Origin of the sequence: Ulvibacterium marinum (assembly GCF_003626755.1) — a bacterium.
Taxonomy (GTDB): domain Bacteria; phylum Bacteroidota; class Bacteroidia; order Flavobacteriales; family Flavobacteriaceae; genus Ulvibacterium; species Ulvibacterium marinum.
In genome coordinates this window covers 772,498-792,265 of sequence record NZ_RBCJ01000001.1, presented here as the reverse complement: position 1 = coordinate 792,265, position 19,768 = coordinate 772,498, and the positions used below count along the sequence as shown (strand labels likewise).

8 protein-coding genes are annotated in these 19,768 nt (G+C 42.5%); all 8 read right to left on the bottom strand.

Translation table 11 applies throughout. The features are described from left to right. Window positions 1-82: 82 nt before the first annotated feature. Entirely contained in the window at window positions 83-2,449 is a 2,367-nt protein-coding gene (locus D7Z94_RS03400) for an ABC transporter permease (RefSeq protein ID WP_120710107.1), read from the bottom strand. 65 nt (window positions 2,450-2,514) lie between these two features. After that, entirely contained in the window at window positions 2,515-4,950 is a 2,436-nt protein-coding gene (locus tag D7Z94_RS03395; RefSeq protein ID WP_120710106.1) for an ABC transporter permease, read from the bottom strand. Between the two features lie 43 nt (window positions 4,951-4,993). Next, a complete protein-coding gene (locus D7Z94_RS03390; RefSeq protein WP_120710105.1) occupies window positions 4,994-7,360 on the bottom strand; it encodes an ABC transporter permease in 2,367 nt (788 codons plus the stop codon). 163 nt (window positions 7,361-7,523) lie between these two features. Next, a complete protein-coding gene (locus D7Z94_RS03385) occupies window positions 7,524-10,013 on the bottom strand; it encodes an ABC transporter permease (protein ID WP_120710104.1) in 2,490 nt (829 codons plus the stop codon). Between the two features lie 30 nt (window positions 10,014-10,043). After that, entirely contained in the window at window positions 10,044-12,461 is a 2,418-nt protein-coding gene (locus tag D7Z94_RS03380) for an ABC transporter permease (protein ID WP_120710103.1), read from the bottom strand. Window positions 12,462-12,499: 38 nt separating this feature from the next. Beyond that, window positions 12,500-14,896, bottom strand: a complete 2,397-nt coding sequence (locus tag D7Z94_RS03375) for an ABC transporter permease (protein ID WP_120710102.1) — start codon at window positions 14,894-14,896, stop codon at window positions 12,500-12,502. A 27-nt stretch (window positions 14,897-14,923) separates the two neighbouring features. Next, window positions 14,924-17,305, bottom strand: coding sequence for an ABC transporter permease (locus D7Z94_RS03370; protein WP_120710101.1), 2,382 nt, complete (start codon window positions 17,303-17,305; stop codon window positions 14,924-14,926). Between the two features lie 17 nt (window positions 17,306-17,322). Further along, window positions 17,323-19,758: an ABC transporter permease gene (locus D7Z94_RS03365; protein ID WP_120710100.1), complete on the bottom strand. Its 2,436-nt coding sequence runs from the start codon at window positions 19,756-19,758 to the stop codon at window positions 17,323-17,325. Between the last annotated feature and the right edge of the window lie 10 nt (window positions 19,759-19,768).

Genomic DNA, 19,768 nt, shown 5'->3' with positions numbered 1-19,768 from the left:
CTTATTTTTTTGTTTAGACGCGTTGGGTTTTGAAAACCCGATTGTTTTTACTTTAGGGTTAATTTCTATTTTCATTCTTTCATTATTCCGTCCGCAGACTCTTTACGGGATCGGCATTAGCGGCCTTTAAGCTTTGAAAGCTTACGGTGGACAAGGCAATGAACAGAACCGAAAAACCGGCCAGGCCGAACATCCACCACTGGATATCAATGCGAAAGGCGAATTCCTGCAACCATTTATTCATAGCATACCATGATATGGGTATGGCTAGAAAAAAAGCTATAATGACCAATTTTATAAAATCCTGGGAAAGCATATTGACCAGGCGAAGGGCGCTAGCCCCCAAAACCTTTCGAATACCAATTTCCTTGAAACGTTGCTCGGTCATAAATGAGGACAGACCGTATAATCCCAAACAGGAAATAAAAATGGCCAATAGGGCAAAAACATTGAATATGGTTCCCATCTGTTGTTCCCCTTTATATTGTGCGTCCAAACTGGTATCCACAAAATTGTAAGACAAGGGGTAGGCAGGATTTAAGGCCCCATAAATCCCTTCCAATACAGCTATGGTATTCTCGGTACTTTTCGGAGCGGTCCTTATAACGGCCAGAGACCCCTCTTTTCTGTGTTGAAGAACCAAAGGCTCTATGGCATATTGAAGGGGCTTGTAGTTAAAGTCCTTTACCACGCCGATAATTGTCCCTTTGTTTTCCCTAAAGGTCAGGCTCTTGCCCACTGCATTTTCCACATCCATTCCCATTATTTTAACGGCGGTCTCGTTAATCAAGTAGTCATGGTTATCCGATGAGGTCTTTGAAAACCCTCTTCCCTCCAAGAGTGTCATTTGAAAGACATCCAAGAAGTTTTCATCTGCATTTATATGCGGAAAAAGTACTTGGGAATTGGGATCCTTGCCCTCCCAATGGATATCAAAATCTCCGGTCACCAGATTGGCAGGTAAGTCGGAAATTATGGAAAAATCACGGGTCAATACGTTTTGTTCCAAAGCCGTTTTCAATGCCTCCTGTTTGCCCCATAGCTCACCTTCCATGGGAATGTAGATCAAGTTGGATTTGTCATATCCCAAATTCTTGTTTTGGATAAAATTTAATTGGGTATAGATTACGGTTGTACCGATGAGCAATAAAATGGAAACCACAAATTGGGTAATTACCAATCCGTTTCTAAAGAAAAGATTGGAACCGGAGAGCTTCATTCTCCCCTTTAAAACTTTTATGGGCCTAAAACCCGAAAGGAACAAGGCAGGATAACTCCCTGAAATGAGGCCGGTAATCAATGCTATTGCCATTAACCCGATCCAGATGTTGGCGTCCCCTAATTGTAATTCCAATTGTTTTTTTGCCAAATCATTAAAGGCGGGCAAAGCCAAATACACCATCCCTATAGCTAGAATCAAGGAAAAGAAGGCTATCATCAACGATTCCCCAAAAAATTGGAATATCAGTTGGTTTCTGCCCGCCCCTATCACTTTTCGCAATCCCACTTCCTTAGCTCTACGAGAGGAGCGGGCCGTAGCCAAGTTCATATAATTGATGCAGGCCACGATTAAAATGATAAAGGCCACCACAAAGAAGATGTTTACATACTGAATGTTCCCATGGCCAGGGACATCAATTTGTAGATTTGAATGTAAATGGATGTCCTTTAAGGGTTGCAGATTAAAGGTAATTTCAAACTCCGTCATCCTTGCGGCGTAAATCTGGTTGATTTTTTCAATAGCCGCTGAAAGATCCTCTTCGGAGGTAATTGTCCCTTTTCTAAATTGGAAGTACCCATAAAAATTGAAAGAATCCCATACCTTGTTGATCAAGTCCGAATTGGTCTTGGCATGATAGGTCATGGGTAGAATGGCGTTGAACTGTAGGTGCGAATTTGAGGGAACATCGGCCATTACGCCGCTAACTGTAAACGTATCGGTATTGTTGATCTTAATGGTACGGCCCAATGCTCTTTCGGAGCCGAAGAACTTCCGGGCCGTAATCTCGGCAAGCAAAATTCCGTCCGGTCTGGAAAGTGCGGTCTTGGGATTCCCTTCGATCAAGGGAAAAGTAAATACCTCCAAAAAGTTGGTGTCCGCATAAAAGATAGAGCTTTCCTTGAACTTTTGGCCATCCACTTCGAACAGTTCCTCAAAGGGATACCCTAGCCTAAGGCTAGATTCTATTTCAGGCATTAGTTGTGGAAGTTCCTCAACCATTCCAGCTGGGCTCACAGCTGCCTTGAAGTCTTCATTGGCAATAGCCGTAAGCCTATAAATTTGGTCCGCATTGGCATGGAAGGTATCATAACTTGATTCGTGCCGTACCCAAAGAAGTATAAGGATGCTACAGGCCATCCCGATGGCAAGCCCGCTCATGTTTAAAAAGGAATACCATTTCTGTTGTATGAAATTCCGCCACGCAATCTTTAGATAGTTTTTAAACATGATTCCTTTTTTTAGTGCCGCCCTTGATAGCTGCCAAGTTTATTCCGGCATTTGATGTTATTATTTCATTCGTTACGTAAACTTTTTACGGGGGGTGCCAAAGCAGCTCCAACGGATTGGTAACTAATGGTGACCACCGCAATAATCAATGCAATGACCGTAGCTACTAGAAACACTTCCCAACCCATATTGATCTTATACGTAAAATCCTCCAACCAACGGCCCATCATATACCACCCAATAGGCAAAGCCACCAGGATGGAAATTCCTACCAACTTTAAATAATTGATGCTTAATAGTTTATAAATATTCTGAAAAGAGGCCCCGAGCACCATGCGGATACTGATTTCTTTCTTTCGTTGTTCCACCATAAATGCGGAGAGCGCAAAGAGACCCAAACAAGCCACAAAAATGGCCAAAATTGCAAAGGCCAGGAAAATAGTTCGGATACGACTTACATTGTTGTACATTTTGGCAAAGGAGTCGTTCATAAAGGCGTAGCGAAAGGCCATATTGGGCATGAACTCCTGCCATTTGGCCTCAATGGAAGATAAAAGCGAGGGCATATCCCCGGTATCCGCCTTTACCGATACTATTGACGGACTAATTCCCCTGAAGAAACATAACGGTTGTATCTCTTGCTTCATAGTGTTGAAATTGAAGTTTTCCACTACTCCGATGACCTCGTACAGGGTACCGTATCTTGATATTCTTTTACCTATGGGATTGTCCAGGTTCAATTTCTCCACCATGGCCTGATTGATGATCGTTGCCTCATCGTCCGAGCTACGCTCTTCAGAAAAATTACGTCCTTCCACTAGTTTCATGCCCAAGGTCTCCAAATAATCCTCATCAATGACCCAAGCCTGTCCGCCAACGGTTTCATCAATATTTTCCCTACCTTCATTAAGAAAGCTGTTTCCGTTTCTCTTGGTACCCTCAATGGGCAAGTAGTCACTGATGCTAACACTGCTAACACCATTTAGGTTTTCCAGCTCGTCTTTAAAGGTCTCTACCTTATCGTTCAAAATATTGGTACCATAGAGCTGTATTACCTGATCTTTTTCAAAACCAATCTTGGAGTTTAGGATAAAATCCATTTGCTGGTTTACAATCAGTGTACCTACTATCAGGATGATGGAGATGGTGAACTGGAACACCACCAATCCGCTCCGAAGTCCACTGGTCTTTTTACTTTGGCCCATCATCCCCTTAAGCACCTTGGCCGGATTGAACCTGGACAAATAGAAGGAAGGGTAGAGGCCCGCCAAAGAGCCTACTAAAAGGGCCGCCGCCAAAACCATTGGGATAAAGAGCGGACTATCCCAGGGAAAAGTCAAGGCCTTGCCGGACATTTCCCTAAAAAGGGGCATCAACAACCCCGACAATACAATCCCAATAATAAAAGCAATTACGGTAATGAGAACGGATTCTGTCAAAAATTGCGCGACCAGATACATACGAGACGATCCCACTGCTTTCCGCACCCCTACTTCTTTAGCCCGGCTAACGGATTTGGCCGTTGATAGATTCACAAAATTGATACTGGCGATAATCAGGATAAAAAGGGCGATGATACCAAAAATCCAGATAATCTTGATATCGTTGCGATAACTTGATTCAAAATCGATTTGTGCCGAATATAAGTTGATGTCCGTCAACCTTTGTAAGGACATACTCAATTGATCCTCCAAGGTTTCGCCCTGTACGAATCCAGCACCGAGATAAGCGGGTTTCATATAGGTATGGATAAGTGTGTTGGACATTTTTTCTTCAAAGGCCGCCACATCTGTATCCGGCCTTAAAACCAAATAGGTAAAGTAATTGTTTTGAAACCATCTCGTCTGCTCTCCCTCGCCAAATTCTACCCCTTCCAAGGTGATAAAGAAATCATAATCCAGATGGGAATTGCTTGGGAAGTCTTTCATGACTCCGTTGATCCTAAAAGGGTCTTCATTGTTTCCATTCAAGAAAATAACCTTGCCCACAGGGTTTCCCGTATTGAAATGCTTATAGGCCATAGCTTCGGAAATCACAATGGTCTTGGGTTCCGAAAGCGCCGTGGATGCATCGCCATGCACCATGGGAATACCCATTATGTCCAATATGGACTGATCGGCATAGGCAAAGCCTTCTTCATGATGCTGCATGGATTTGCCCTCAATACGGATTTCATTGCTTCCGGCCCCATAGAATAAGCCATTGGCCATCAGTCTTCCCGAATTCTCCACCTCCGCAAAATCCTCCAAAACAGTAGGTGCCGTATTGGCGGAAAAATGGATGCCCTTTTGTACCCGGCCATCTATCAAATAATTTCCAATCATACGATATACATTTCCAGAATTGGGCACTTGCTTATCATAACTTACCTCGTGAAGAATATAGATGGAAATCAGGATGCATGCTGCCACGCCTATACTAAGCCCTACGATATTGATAAAGGTGAACCCCTTATTTTTTAAGAGGTTTCGCCAAGCGATTTTTAAATAATTCTTTATCATGATTCTTGTTTTTTTGATTTAGACCTGACAGGTCTTCGTTCCATTATTCCGTCCGTAAACTTTCAACAGGGTCTTTCATCGCGGCCCTGATCGATTTAAAACCTACCGTAAACAAGGCTATGGCAATTACTATACTGCCTGCAGCCCCAAAGGCCCACCAGGGCATTTCCGTTCTGTACTCATAATTGGTCAACCACTTGTTCATAAAATACCAGGCAATGGGGCAACCTATGAAAATGGCTAAAACCACTAGTTTTAGAAAGTCCTTCACCAATGAACTTGTAATCTTTCCTACCGAAGCCCCCAGTACTTTACGAATCCCGATTTCCTTCACCTTTTGTTGGGCCGTGAACATGGCCAAGCCGAACAGACCAAGACAGGAAATGAAAATGGCCATCAATGAGAAGTATTGTGAGAGCTTAAAAAAAGTAATCTCGCTTTTATACATATTGTTGTACCAGGTATCGGAAAACACATAATCGAAGGGGACTTCAGGAAACATTTCCGTATATATATTTTCCAAAGCTTCTACAGTTTCTACAACATTTATAGAACTGATCCGTGCCAAAACGGCAACCCTGTTCGCGTACTCTCCATTACGAATAATCAATGGGGGGATAGCTGTTTTTACCGTATTTATGGGAAAGTCTTTCATTACACCAATGATATTACCTGTGTTGCCCCACATGGTAATCGGTTTACCTATTGGATCTTCAAGCCCCATAATTTTTAAGGCCGTCTCATTAATGATGTAGCCCGAATCGTCGGCAATACTTTCGGTGGAAAAATCGGTGCCCAGAAGCATTTCCGTACCCCAGGTATCGGCAAAATTCGATCCCACATCCATACTCATAAATATTGTAGGGTCATCGCTGGATTTGCCTTCCCATTGCACATCATCAAACCCATTTATAAAATCCATTGGGCCCTGAGTGGTGGTCGACATGGATTCAACCCCGGGTAATTGTAAAGCTCTTTCTTTTAGACCTGCAACTGTACGTGTGGAATCCCCTTCAAAAACAAACATAAAAACGTTGTGAGGGTCAAAACCGAGGTTTTCATCTTGGATATAGTTAATCTGGCGGGAAGTAATGATCATTCCCGAAATCAAGATGATAGATAAAGCAAACTGAAAGACAACCAGGCCCTGACGTATCCATTGCGAGCTGGCATTGGCGTCCCTATTATTTTTGAAAATATCTATCGCCTTAAAAGAGGATAGTACGAATGCTGGATAGCTACCAGAAACAAAGCCCGTCAATAGGGAAATACCTAAAATACCCAACCAGGAAGGTAACGAGAGGCTAAGAAGGTTTAGGTTCTTGTTCACCAGCTCGTTAAAGACCGGAAGTACCAGAGCCACCACTATTAGGGACAAGACGGTGCTTATACATGAAAGCAACAAAGCTTCCCCTAAAAATTGGGATATTAAACTTCCTTTGTTTGCGCCTAGGGATTTCCGTACTCCTACTTCCTTTGCTCGTTTTAGGGAGCTTGCGGATGCCAGATTCATAAAGTTGATACAGGCGATCAAAAGCACAAAAAAAGCAATAAACCCAAAGATGCGAATGTTCTCCATCCGACCGCCGGATATTACACCGTTCTCGAAACGGTTGTATAGATAACGCTCTCCATAAGGCTGTAAGCCCAATTCTACCGTAAAATTTTCGTTTTCGTTAGCTCTATAGGCAACAAGAAAATCCTTGATTTTTCCTTCGACCACTTCGGAATCAGCATTTTCGGCAAGCATAACAAAAGTCGGCGGCCCGCTGTTCAAGATATTGGGCGCCCAACTGTTTTCTTCCAGAAAAATATCCCAATGCATGAAAAAATCGCCCTTACGCGAATCGGCCGAACCGGTATCCTTAAATATGCCGGATACTTTCAATTGATCCTTATTCCCATAGAGCAGTGACTTCCCGATGGCTTTTTTGGAAGTGCCAAAAAATGCTTTCGCCATCGTTTCCGAAATAACGATAGCATCAGGGGAATCCATTGCCGAAGCTTTCGTCCCTTCCAAAAAATCCACAGAAAACATATCAAAGTAGTCCGTACCAACAAAACTTCCTTCTTTCTTAAAAATTTTGTCTTGATGTGCAAAGGTTTTAGTAGTAAAACTTCTCGGGGCCGCTTTCTCTATTTCAGGGATCTTTCCCTTTAGCTCTCTATACAGTACCGCTGGAGTAAAATAACCGGCATCTATCCTTCCTTCGAATATTTGCTTTTGGTATACGGAATATAATCGGTCAATGTTTTCATGATGATTGTCGACGGCCAATTCATCGGAAATCCAAAGATAGATGAGCAAACTACAGAGTAGGCCCATGGCAAGGCCAACGATATTTAGAATCGAAAACACCTTGTTCTTGAGGATATTCCGCCAAGCTATTTTTAGATAGTTTTTAAACATGGTTTACGTTCTTTTAGTTCATTCAATCTTTCTCTTTCCAACTTCTCCAATCTATTCTTCCTTTCTACTGCCTGCCCGACAATGTCATTCAGGTTGGCAATCAGTCAACAGTCCGCGACACCTTACCGGTCCTCTCAGGGTTTTGCCATCCGATATCTCTATTTTATTCGTTTCTCAAAGATTCCGCTGGGTTTACCAAAGCGGTCTTTAATGACTGTGCCAGTATGGATAAAGCCGCCACGACCATAACGATAAATAATGGTGCCAAAAACATCCAAAGCCCCACCTCTATCTTAAAGGCATAATTTTCCAACCATTTTTTCGTAATGAAATAAATAATAGGAAATGCAATTACGCTGGAGAGCATTACCAAGCCCAATAGTTTTTTTGGTATGATTGCCAATGCTTGCCCTACCGAAGCACCCAATACCTTACGAACACTGATTTCCTTGGTTTTTTGCATCGCCATATGGGAGCCTAATCCAAATAGGCCCAAGGCAGCAATAAAAATGGCCAGTATAGAAAATAACAGACAAATAGTGCCAAACTTAATATCTGCTTGGTACTGTCTGTTGAAATATTGATCCAAGAAGAAATAGTCAAATGGATCTTTGGGAAACAGGGCATTGAACTGCCTTTCTACATCGGCCACAGTAGCTGTCACATGTTTACCGCTCATGTTTACCGTTAAATATTCTCCGTAATAGAAAGTGGGATAAATGAATAATATTTTGTCATAATCGCTTTCCAACGATCTTTGATGATAATTTTCCACAACTCCCATTATTTCCGCCGTTCTCTCAATAGGGCCATATTTAAAGACTATTTTTTGATGGATGGCGGCCTCCGGTGTTGTAAATCCCAATGCTTTTGAAGAGGCTCTATTAATAAGCACACGATACAAGTTTGGATCTATATTGCTATTGTCCCTAACGTAATAATCGCCCTTGTCCTCTTTTACCAAATTGCGGCCCGCAACCAAGTCTACGTCATAAGCTGTTAGAAAATCCTCATCGATCTCCATTACACTACCGGTGCTCCCATCTATGGCCTCATCTCCACTTTTTCGAACGGTTGTGGTCATTATAAAAGGTTTTCCGGGCACTTCGTTGGTCAGAGTAACAGAATTAACTTTTGGATTACGTTCCATTTCGCCTTTGAACACCCTGATTTTTTGCAAGGCGATAGAATCGGCTACATCCATGGGCGCATTGACCACAAGGTTCTGATCTGCCTTAAATCCCAGTTCCTGATTCTGCATAAATGAAAATTGGTTGTACACTATGAAGGTTCCGGAAATCAAGGCGATGGATAAAGTAAATTGGGTAACGACCAACGCTTTTCTTAAGGATGTGCCTTTGCCAGATCTATGAAACTTTCCGGTGAGTACTTGTATAGGATTAAAACTGGACAACACAAATGCGGGATAAAGGCCGGCCAATAGACCTCCGACCACTAATATTGCGAAAATAACAAGCCATACGCCAGGCTTCCACCAAGTTGCCAGGGACAGCACATCTAACCCTACCAACTTGTTAAAAGGTTCCATGAGCAGACTTGTTAAAAAGATGGCCAAGAGTACCGCAACCAAATTGATCAACAAGGACTCCCACAAAAACTGTGAAATTAATATCCCTTGTTTGGCCCCTACCACTTTTTTTAAGCCTACTTCCCGGGCTCGCTCCATGGATTTTGCGGTGGATAGATTGATGAAGTTGATGAGTGCTATTACAATAACAAAGGCCGCAACAATCATCAAAAAGGTCAAAGTCCCCTCGCTGGAGTTGGCCGACATTTCTTTTGAAAGTTTGGATTTTAAATGGATGTCCGAAGCGGATTGGAGATCAAATTTTGCCTGAAAACCATACTGATCCATTATATCGCTAAGGTACTTTTGAACAAAAGCAGGAAACTTTTCTGTAATAATTTTGGAATCGGTTCCCGATTTTAGCTTTACATAATTATAGAATTCAGGCCATACCCAAGTGGTATTATAATATTCTTGATCCAATGAGGTGAAGGAGGCCAACATATCGAATTTTAGATGGGTGTTCTGGGGTAAATCCTTAAAAACCCCGGTTACTCTTACTTTGCTGCCATCACTGTTTATCGACAGTTCCTTTCCCAAAGGTTCTTCGACTCCAAAAAATCGGTGTGCGGTACTTTCGGACAATATTATGGTCTGGGGTTCTTCCAAGGCCGTATCCCGACTACCAGATACCAACGGAATATCAAAAAGTTTCAAAAGTGCTCCTTCAGCAAAATAAAGATCAAAGTCGTTGATATTGGATTTTATCAATTCGCCAGAGTCAGTCTTATAGGATAAAATAGCACTTCCTCCCAATACTTTTCTATCTACCATTCTGGCATAACTTTCCACTTCCGGAAAATCGGTTTTCATTGCGGGCCCAAGGGCAGGATGATTGGTGGCAGAGGTACTAAAAGCGTCAGAATCAAAATTTGTGGACAGGGTTACCCGATACACATTCTCTATACCATGTTGAAACTTGTCGTAGTTTTTTTCAAAAGAAACATACTGGGTTATGAGTAAAAATGCTGTGATACCAATAGTTAGCCCCAATACATTTATGGTTGTAAAAAGCTTGTTCTTTTTAAAAAACCGAAGTGCTATTTTAATATGGTTCTTAAACATGGTCTCCCTTTTTTTGATTGATCTCCATTTTTATTCCGAGCGTAATGAATTTGCAGGATTGGCCCTTGCCACTCTCAACGATTGCGAACTGATGGTCAAAAACGCTACGCCAAATGCTATAAGGCCCGTTAAGGCAAAAATCCACCAAGAAAGGTTTATTTTGTAGGCGAAGCCCTCCAACCAACCGTCCATTACAAGCCATCCTATAGGTGCGGCAATTAAAAAAGAAAAGCCTACGAGCCTTAAAATATCCTTGGAAAACAAATTGATAATGGTAGTAGTCGAAGCACCCAATACTTTCCGTACGGCTATCTCCCTAACACGTTGTTGTGCGGAGAACATGGCAAGCCCCAATAGCCCCAGGCATGAAATAACAATGGCGAAAACCGAAAAGATATTGGACAACTTGGCAACCACTTGCTCATTGTTGTATAGTGCTTGATATTCGCTATCGGCAAACTGATAATCAAAAGGACGCAAAGGATTTATTTTTGCATACAACGTCTTTAATTGGGCCAAAGCCTCTTTGGTCTTACCCGGCTTGGTCCGAATTAGAACAAATCCGAAATTGAGATTTTCCTTTACATCCACAATAACCGGCTTTATCCTCTGATGAAGCGAGGCGGTATGATAATCCTCTAAAATGCCTATAATACGTCCTCTCTTGTCCCAGGCCGAAACCCATTTTCCCAAAGGATCCGTGATTCCCATTTGCCGGACGGCTTCCCGATTTACCATAAAGGCGTCCGTGGAATCCGAAGCTATTTTTTTTGAAAATCCCCTGCCTTCCGCAATTTTTAAGTCCATAATTCTTAAAAAATCAAACCCTACTGATTTGGGCATAAACCCTACGGAAACCCCCTCACCCTTACCTTCCCAATTGATTGGGTCCGCCACTTCAAATTCCATGGCATGTGGGGCTTCACTGCTGCGATCTACCAAGGCCACCCCGGGCAATCTAGAGGCCTCATCTTTGAACACAGCATATTTTTCGGCATTGGCAAGCGTTCCTTCAATACGGACGTATATCAAGTTCTCTCTATCGTATCCCAAATTGGAATGCTGAACAAAATCTGTTTGACGTGAAACGACCATGGCAGCTATCAATAGCAAAATGGAGAGCCCGAATTGGAAAATGGTCAGTCCCTTTCTTAGCCATTCCGAGGAACCCGTAAACCTAAATGTTCCTTTCAACACTTGTACGGGTTTCAATGAAGATAGAAAAAGTGCGGGATAGCTCCCAGCAAAAAAACCAGTAAAGACGATTAAGCCTAGTACGATTATCCAATAGTAAATATTATGGAACGGCAAGGCAATTTCCTTCCCTGTAAAGGAATTTACCAAAGGGAGCAGTAATCCCGCTAAGACCACCGAAACAACAACAGCAAAGAACGAAAGTAAAATCGATTCCAATATAAACTGACGGATCAAATGCCCTTTTAAAGATCCCACTGCTTTCCTTACCCCTACTTCCTTGGCACGCTTTACCGATCTGGCCGTAGCAAGGTTCATATAGTTAATACAGGCAATAACCAAAATGAAAATAGCCACCCCGGCAAAAAGTTTGATATATTCCATACGCCCATCAACCGGCTTGCCATTTTCAAAACGCCCTTTTAGGTATTTGTCCTTAAAGGGCTGTAAATGGGCTTCCATCCGAATGGGGTTATTGGGATCCAACCGAGTTTGTAGGTAGGTATTGATGTTTTGCGCAACCTGATAAGGGTCTGCCGTATTTGAAATTTGGATCGTTGAAAGTACATTATGGGAGGCAACAAGGATTCCCATTTTGGCATAAGATTCCCAATCGATTAAAAAGTCGAAGGAAAGGGAGCTTTTTGTTGTTAAGTTCTCAAAAACGGCCGTAACCATGAGGTCTAGGTTGTTCTCATATCGAATTGTTTTGCCCACGGCATTTTGTGGGCCATCAAAAAATAGTTCCGCCATTTTTCTAGAAATGGCAATGGTGTTTATTTCACCTAAAGGCATAGAAGTATCGCCTGCAATAATGGGATAATCGAACATTTCAAAAAAGTCCTTTCCGGCCCTTGCCCCTTCCATTTTATACATTCTATCCCCAACCTCAAATGTTTCGGGATATCCCCAGGGAAGCTCATAGCCCGTTACATAAAAATTGGAACGTTCTATGCCGTCTATGCCATGCTGCATCCCCTCCAAGAGCGGGAAATATCGTTGTTGTTCTGCATCGTAATTCGTAGGTGTTGCATAGGTTCCATCGGTTTTGCCCTCTGAAACTACCGTATAGTATACATTATAGAGCGTATCGGAGTTTCCGTGAAAACTATCTACTGCCTTTTCGTCCTGTATCCATAAAAAAATCAGGAGAAAGCTTACCATTCCTAATACAAGGCCCAAGAGATTGATGATTGAAAACGCCTTGTTCCTTATAATATTCCTAAACCCAACTATCAAATAATTCCTCAACATAAATATTCATTTTCGATGATGTATTGTATCGCTTAACGTCACTCCATCCGTAAACTTTTTACAGGGTTGGTATTGGCAGCTTTTATGGCCTGAAAACTTACCGTTATTACCGTGATAAATAGCGCTCCGAAAATGGCAGCTGCAAATAGCATCCACGAAAGGTCGATCCTGTACGTATAATTTTGCAACCATCCCCCCATTATATAAAAGGCTATGGGCACAGCTACCGTACATGCAATAAGGACCAGGGCCAAAAAGTCCCTGGAAAGCATTTTCCATAATCCGAATACCGTAGCACCCAATACTTTGCGCACCCCTATTTCCTTAGTTCGCTGTTCCGCCACAAAGGCAGTAAGGCCAAAGAGTCCCAAACAGCTAATAAAAATGGCCAAAACCGTAAAAATCCCGGCCAAACTGGCCACACGCTCCTCCGATTGGAACTTGATGGCATATTGGTTGTCCACAAACTGGTAGTCGAAAGGAGTTTTGGGAAAGTGCTTCTTAAATACACCCTCTACCAGAGAAAGGCTTTCACCAGTACTTTTTTGTGGGTTTAAACGAAGGTTATAAAAGTTGGTCGCGCCATACTTGTCGAATGCATAGACCCCTTGTCTTACCGGCTCAAAAGGAGATTGTACAATCATATCTTCAACCACCCCGATGATTTTCAAGGGAGGATCGGGGCTCTCGGTATCCGAATTCCTTAGGTATTTACCAATAGGATTGGAGAAGCCCATATATTTCATGGCAGTTTTATTAATTAGGACGGTGTTTGAATCCGTAGGAAATTCCCTGGAGAAATCCCTTCCCATGATAACCTCCAAACCGAGAGACTTGACATATTCCGGCGATACCAGTGTCCAAGCCAAGCTCACCTGAAAATCGTCCGGTTTTCCGTCCCAGGTATAATTCCCCGTATTGGACCATACTTCAGTGGTAGGTGCACTGGAGGTAGACATTTCGGTTATGGCACCAGAAGCCAGCAATTCACTTCGCATTAGTGTTTGCTTCCAGAAAAAATCAGACCCTGCTAACGGAATTTGTACGAGCCCTTCCTTATCATAGCCAACAGGCCGGTCCTTTACAAACCGTATCTGTTGTAGTACCACAAGGGTACCGATGATAAAGGCCACCGAAGCTGCAAATTGTGTTACCACCAAAATTTTTCTGGGTAGCACCGAAAGTCGACCAGCTTTAAATTTGCCCTTAAAGGCCTCCACAGGTTTAAAGGAAGACAGATATAAAGCCGGATAGCTCCCGGATACTAATGCTGTAAGACAGATAAAGAGCAAAGAAGCCATCCAGAATATTGGGCTTCCCCATGGAAAATGCACCTCTTTTCCGGACAATTGGTTAAAGCCGTCCAAGAAGACCAACACCAGGATAACTGCCAAAAAGAAGGCCAAAAGGGTGACCATAAAAGATTCCCCAAGAAATTGATGTATCAAATGGCGTCTATTTGAGCCTATCGTTTTGCGAAGCCCAACCTCTTTGGCTCTTTTTTCAGAACGTGCCGTACTCAGGTTCATGAAATTGATGCAGGCCAACAACAATACGAGTATCCCAATGAATCCGAATAGCTTAACATAGGTAATCCGGCCGCCTAATTGGCGACCTTCTTCAAAATTGTTACGTAAATACCAATCCTTCATGGGCAGAAGGAAAAGTTGGGGATTGCTTTGGGCCTCGGGAAGTTGATCTTTTTTGGCATCTTTGATCGTAGCGGTTACCTCATCCATGTTCATATTGTCCGCAATTTGTACGAACATCTGAAACGAGTTGTTGTTCCAATTATCCCTAGCCTCGGAAACCCATTCGCGCCATGCCAAATACCTTTCCCAAGGCATCAAAAATTGAAGGCCATGGAACGAATTATTAAAAGGGATATCTTCATAAACGCCGGTTACGGTTGCATCAATTTCATTATTTATCCGGACAACCTTTCCTATGGGGTCCTCCGATCCAAAAAGGGCTTGGGAAGTGGATTCGTCCAACATAACACCATCAATATCCTGAAGGCCATTTCTCTGGCCATTCACAATTTTAAGGTCCAACATATCGGTGATCCCGGCTTGCACGCAATTCCCCATACGGGAAACAACATTGTTGTTATATTCCAGGCTTTGCTTCCATTCCCATGATGCCATTACAATATGTTTAAAATGGTCTCCATATTGTTCTCGGAGCACAAACTCTAGAGGCCTGGGAATAGCATTCCCAGTATCGATACTTCCATTTCTTGTGCGATTCTGATACACTTGGGCAATCTGGTCCCTATTCCCAAAGTAATGGTCCCTCGTCAATTCGTCCGCCACCCAAAGCCCGATCATTAGCGCCACGGCCATTCCAATAGCCAGCCCGCCTACATTGATTACCGAATATGTCTTATTTTTCTTTAGGTTCCGCCAAGCAATTTTTAGATAGTTTTTAAACATGATTTATTTTGATGATATCCTATTCTTTTATTCTGTGCGCAAACTTTTTACCGGATCGGCCAATGCCGCCTTTATGACCTGATAACCAATTGTCGTCAATGTAATCAATACGACTCCGCCAATGGCCGCCGCAAAAACCCACCAGCTTAATGCCGTTCTATACAAATACCCTTCTAACCAATTGTTCATAAAATACCAGGTCAGGGGAGACGCTATCAGGCCGGCAATTAAGATAAGTTTGAAAAAATCGATTGTGAACAGGCCGAGAATATGCCCAATTGTTCCTCCCAACACTCTGCGTATTCCTATTTCCCTTGTTCGCTGTGCTACGAAAAATGATATAATACCATATAGGCCCATACAGCATATGAAAATGGCCAAAACAGAAAACACTTTGGATAAGGCCAACAAACGTTGTTCAGATTCATACTGTTCTGCAACGCGGTCGTCCATAAAACGATAGTCATAAATATATTTGGGAAATACCGCCTGCCAACGTTCCATAATGGCTTCCAAGGTGCTTTTTACATCTCGACCATTTATTTTAATCGCCAATTCGCTGTAAGCATCTTTGTTGGGTGCAATAAATATGGGACTAATGGCTTCATGGAAGTTTTGGTCATGAAAATCGGCCACTACCCCGACTATGGAAGCAGGTGTGCCGGATACGGTCAACTTTTTTCCCAAAAGTTCTTCAACGGAAGCCAATCCCAATTTTTTGGCCAAGGTTTGGTTCACCACTACTTCCTGAATGGAATCAGAGGCATAAAAATTACGCCCCGCTATAAGTTTTAGGCCAAATGCATTTACATAATCCTCATCGGCCAATTTAGCCTGAATGGAAAATTCTTCATTTTCGGGCCTGTTGTGATAGCGCACAGCCGTGCCCCAGTCATTTTTGGCTGCACCTGGGCTGGATAAACAAGCCGTTGCCTTGGTAACTCCTGAAATTCCTAAGATTCTTTCTTTTAGTCCATTGAGCCGTTCCGTTTCCAATTCTTCCGGAATATCGACCATAAGTATAGCTTCTTTGTCAAACCCTAAATCGGCATTCACGGCATAGTCTATTTGCTTGGCAATGACCAATGTGCCCACAATGAGCATAATGGAAATTGCAAACTGTACCGTAACCAGTACTTTTCTGGTTACCTGACCACCGGCATCCTTTTGGTCAAATTTTCCTTTGAGGGCCAATACGGGTACTATCCGAGCTAATAAAACTGCCGGATAGCTACCGGAAACAAATGAAACGGCGAACAATAGGAACAATAGGAACACCACTGTCTTAAAATCAAGCAGGCTATATAAAGAAAGTTGTAATTCGAAAAGACTATTTAGATGGGGCAAGGCCATTATCGCAATAACTACCCCCACCAGTATAGCAAAAAACCCGATAAGGAACGTTTCTGAAATAAATTGCCAAAAAAGATGACCCTTATGACTTCCTAAAACTCTTCGAATCCCAATTTCCTTAGATCGTATAAATGACTGCGCCGAAGAGATATTGATAAAATTAATACAGGCTATCCCTATCAAAAAGAGTCCGATCAGCGCAAAAATCCATAACAGATCCGAATCAATACTTCCTGGATACTTGGCATTAAAGTGAATATCCGCCAAAGGCTGTAGTTTGTAATGGTGTACATTTTTTCTACCAGATCTATGCTTTTCGACCAATTCTGGCAACACTGCCTCGATATCAGCTTGATTTTGATTCGGGTTCAATAATGCATAGCACTGCAAACTGGACATTATTCCGCCCCAAGTGCCACTTGCCAAAAAATCATTATAGCTGGCCACGGTCTTATAAGAGAGAAATATATCGACATTGATTACCGTATTGTCGGGAAGGTCTTCCAATACTCCAATTATTTCAATGGTTTCCAAATTGTCAAGAACAAAGGTTCTTCCCAACGGATTTTCTCCTTTATACAACCTTTGGGCAGTACTTTCTGTAATAAATGCAGTATTGGGCTCCACCAGGCTCCTTTCCGTGAGTCTTTCACGTAAGGGAAAATTTAAAATGTCAAAAAATTGAGGTTCGGTAAAGGCAATATCTTCCTTAAAACGTTCTTCCCCGGCTTGAGCGATATCGCTTATAAGCTGATCTTCCCAACTTACAATATTCGCCACTTTCTCCGCATAGTCATAGTCTGTTCTAAAGGCTTCTGCAAACCCAGGAGGAACACTGGCCCTGTAACCGATGTCATCTCTATGAAGTTCTGTAACAACTCGATAAATACGGTCCGGATTCTTATGGAAATTATCGTATTGAAGATGGTGGGATACAAAAAGGAAAATCAAAATGCTACAGCTAAAACCAATTGCCAGTCCAATGATATTGATCAACGTGGAGCTTTTCCTTTTTCTTAGGTTTCTCCAAGCAATTTTTAAGTGGTTCTTAAACATGACCGTTCATTTTTTGATTATTCCGTACGCAAACTTTTTATAGGGTTTACTACCGCTGCCTTGATACTTTGATAGCTAACCGTTACTATGGCAATCCCAACGGCCAATGAGGCTGCAAAGGCCAATATCCACCAACTGACTTCAATGCGATAGGAAAAATCTTGAAGCCATTGTTCCATGGCATACCACCCTATGGGCAATGAAATGAGTATACCCACCCCGACCAACTTTATAAAGTCCATGGTGAGCCGATATGAAATTTGGCCCACACTGGCCCCCAATACCTTTCTTACCCCGATTTCCTTGGTTCTTTTTTCAGCATTAAAGGCAGCCAATCCAAATAATCCGAGGCAAGCAATTAAAATGGACAGGGTTGTAAATATGATAAAAATGCGGCCCAGACGTTGTTCGGATTTATAGGTGTCATTAAATGAATCTTCCATGAAGTAATAATCAAAGGGTTGGCCGGGCGCAACTTTGTTCCAAACCCCCTCTATACTTGCTATTGCATTTGAAAAATTACCGGTTTCCAACTTTACGGCCATTGAACTCGCCCAACCGCTCAAATGAAGACTCAAGGCTTCTATTTCTTCCCTAAACGGGGAAAAGTGAAAGTTCTTTACCACTCCAATAATTGTGAAATACTTAGGGTTTTCTGAGCCCAGATCCTTTGTAAAACGCTTACCTATGGCATCTTGCGGGGAACCCCCGATGGTAGCGACTGCGGATTCATTAATGATTATACTTGTTGAATCATTTTTGAAAGCCCGGTCAAAATCCCTCCCTGCGATAATCTCAAAATCCATGGTCGATACATAATCATGGTCAACTTCCCATGTTTGCATGCTTACGGCATTTTCTTGATTTGTGGCCCCTTCTTCAGGAGCAAAAACACTATCCGACCTGCCGGAAGGTGTCGGAAAAAAACTGCTCAGGGTAGCATTATTGACGAAACCTAGTTTTTTCACCTCTTCCTTAAAAGAAGCAACCTGATTTCCGGCAGTAAAAACATCGTTAACGATCAGCACTTGGTCTTTGGAAAAACCAAGGTCCTTATTCTGGATATACTGCAATTGCTGATAAACGACCAAGGTGCCGATTATCAAAAAAACGGAAATCGCAAATTGAAAGATAACCAGCCCGTTTCGTATGCCCCCTCCTCCTAAACTATTGCCTGCTGTGCCCTTTAGCACTTTCACCGGAACAAATTTTGAAATGAAAAATGCCGGATAGCTTCCGGAAAACAGTGCCAGGACAAATCCCGAAACCAACAAAATCAACCAAAAGAAAGGATTGGCATAAGGCATGGAAATATCCTTATCCGCCAGAATATTAAAATAGGGCAAAACCAGGATGGCCAGAACAAAAGCTACCAAAAGTGAACCGAAAGAAACCAGACCGGACTCGATCAAAAACTGACGGATCAGCGCACTCCGATTAGACCCGAGTGTTTTTCGTATGCCAACTTCCTTGGCCCTCCTTAAAGAATGGGCCGTACTTAAATTCATGAAATTTACGCTGGCCAGAACAATTAGAAATATCGCGATAAAAGAAAGTATGTATATGCTTTTAATATTGTTGTTGCCGCTTATTTCGGCCACCCTATCGGATTTCAAGTGTATATCGGTCAACGGAATGGTACTATAGATCAAGTGGTTTCCCGCAGCCTTGAACTGTTCCTCGGTAATGCCTGGCATAAATTGTTGCACCCCGGGAATTACATATTTGCCCAAAAAGCCGCGTAACGGCACTTGCAAATTCTTGATGTCTGCAGATGGGATTAGCTTGATGTACGTCTGATAGTTATTACTGCCCCAGTTTACCACACGGGAGTCATCGTAACCGGCCATGGCCATAAAAATTGTATGATCCCTGAGGAATGAATTTTTAGGGAAATCGTCTATTACTCCGGTAACCGTATACGTTTCCGTGTTGTTCAAAAGTAGGTTTTGACCTAAAGCATCTTGAAGACCAAAGTGCTTTTCGGCGGCCGATTTGGTCAGTATCAGGGTATTAGGAGACCTTAGGGCAGTTTTTACATCTCCTACCAAAAGAGCTACATCAAACATTTCAAAAAAGGTGGAGTCCACAAAAGTGGATTGTAATTCCTTAACATTGACTTCGGTACCCGACTTTCTGATCAGCATACTGCCTCTTGTACGAAATCGTGTGGCAAGCTCTACTTCGGAAAAATCATTGTCCATGGCCTCCGCCATCGGGGCCGGGGTAACGGCAAATTTGCGATCTTCCCCTCCAAACTTGATATCCGCATTAACACGATGTATGCGATCCGCATCGGGGAACATGGTATCGTAACTCAATTCATCATGGATATAGAGGGCGATAAGGAGTCCGCCTGCCATTCCAATGGCTAGTCCAAAAGTGTTTAGAAAAGTGAAAAAAGGTTGTTTCCTAAGACTTCGCCAAGCAATTTTTAAATAGTTTTTAAGCATGATCCATTCG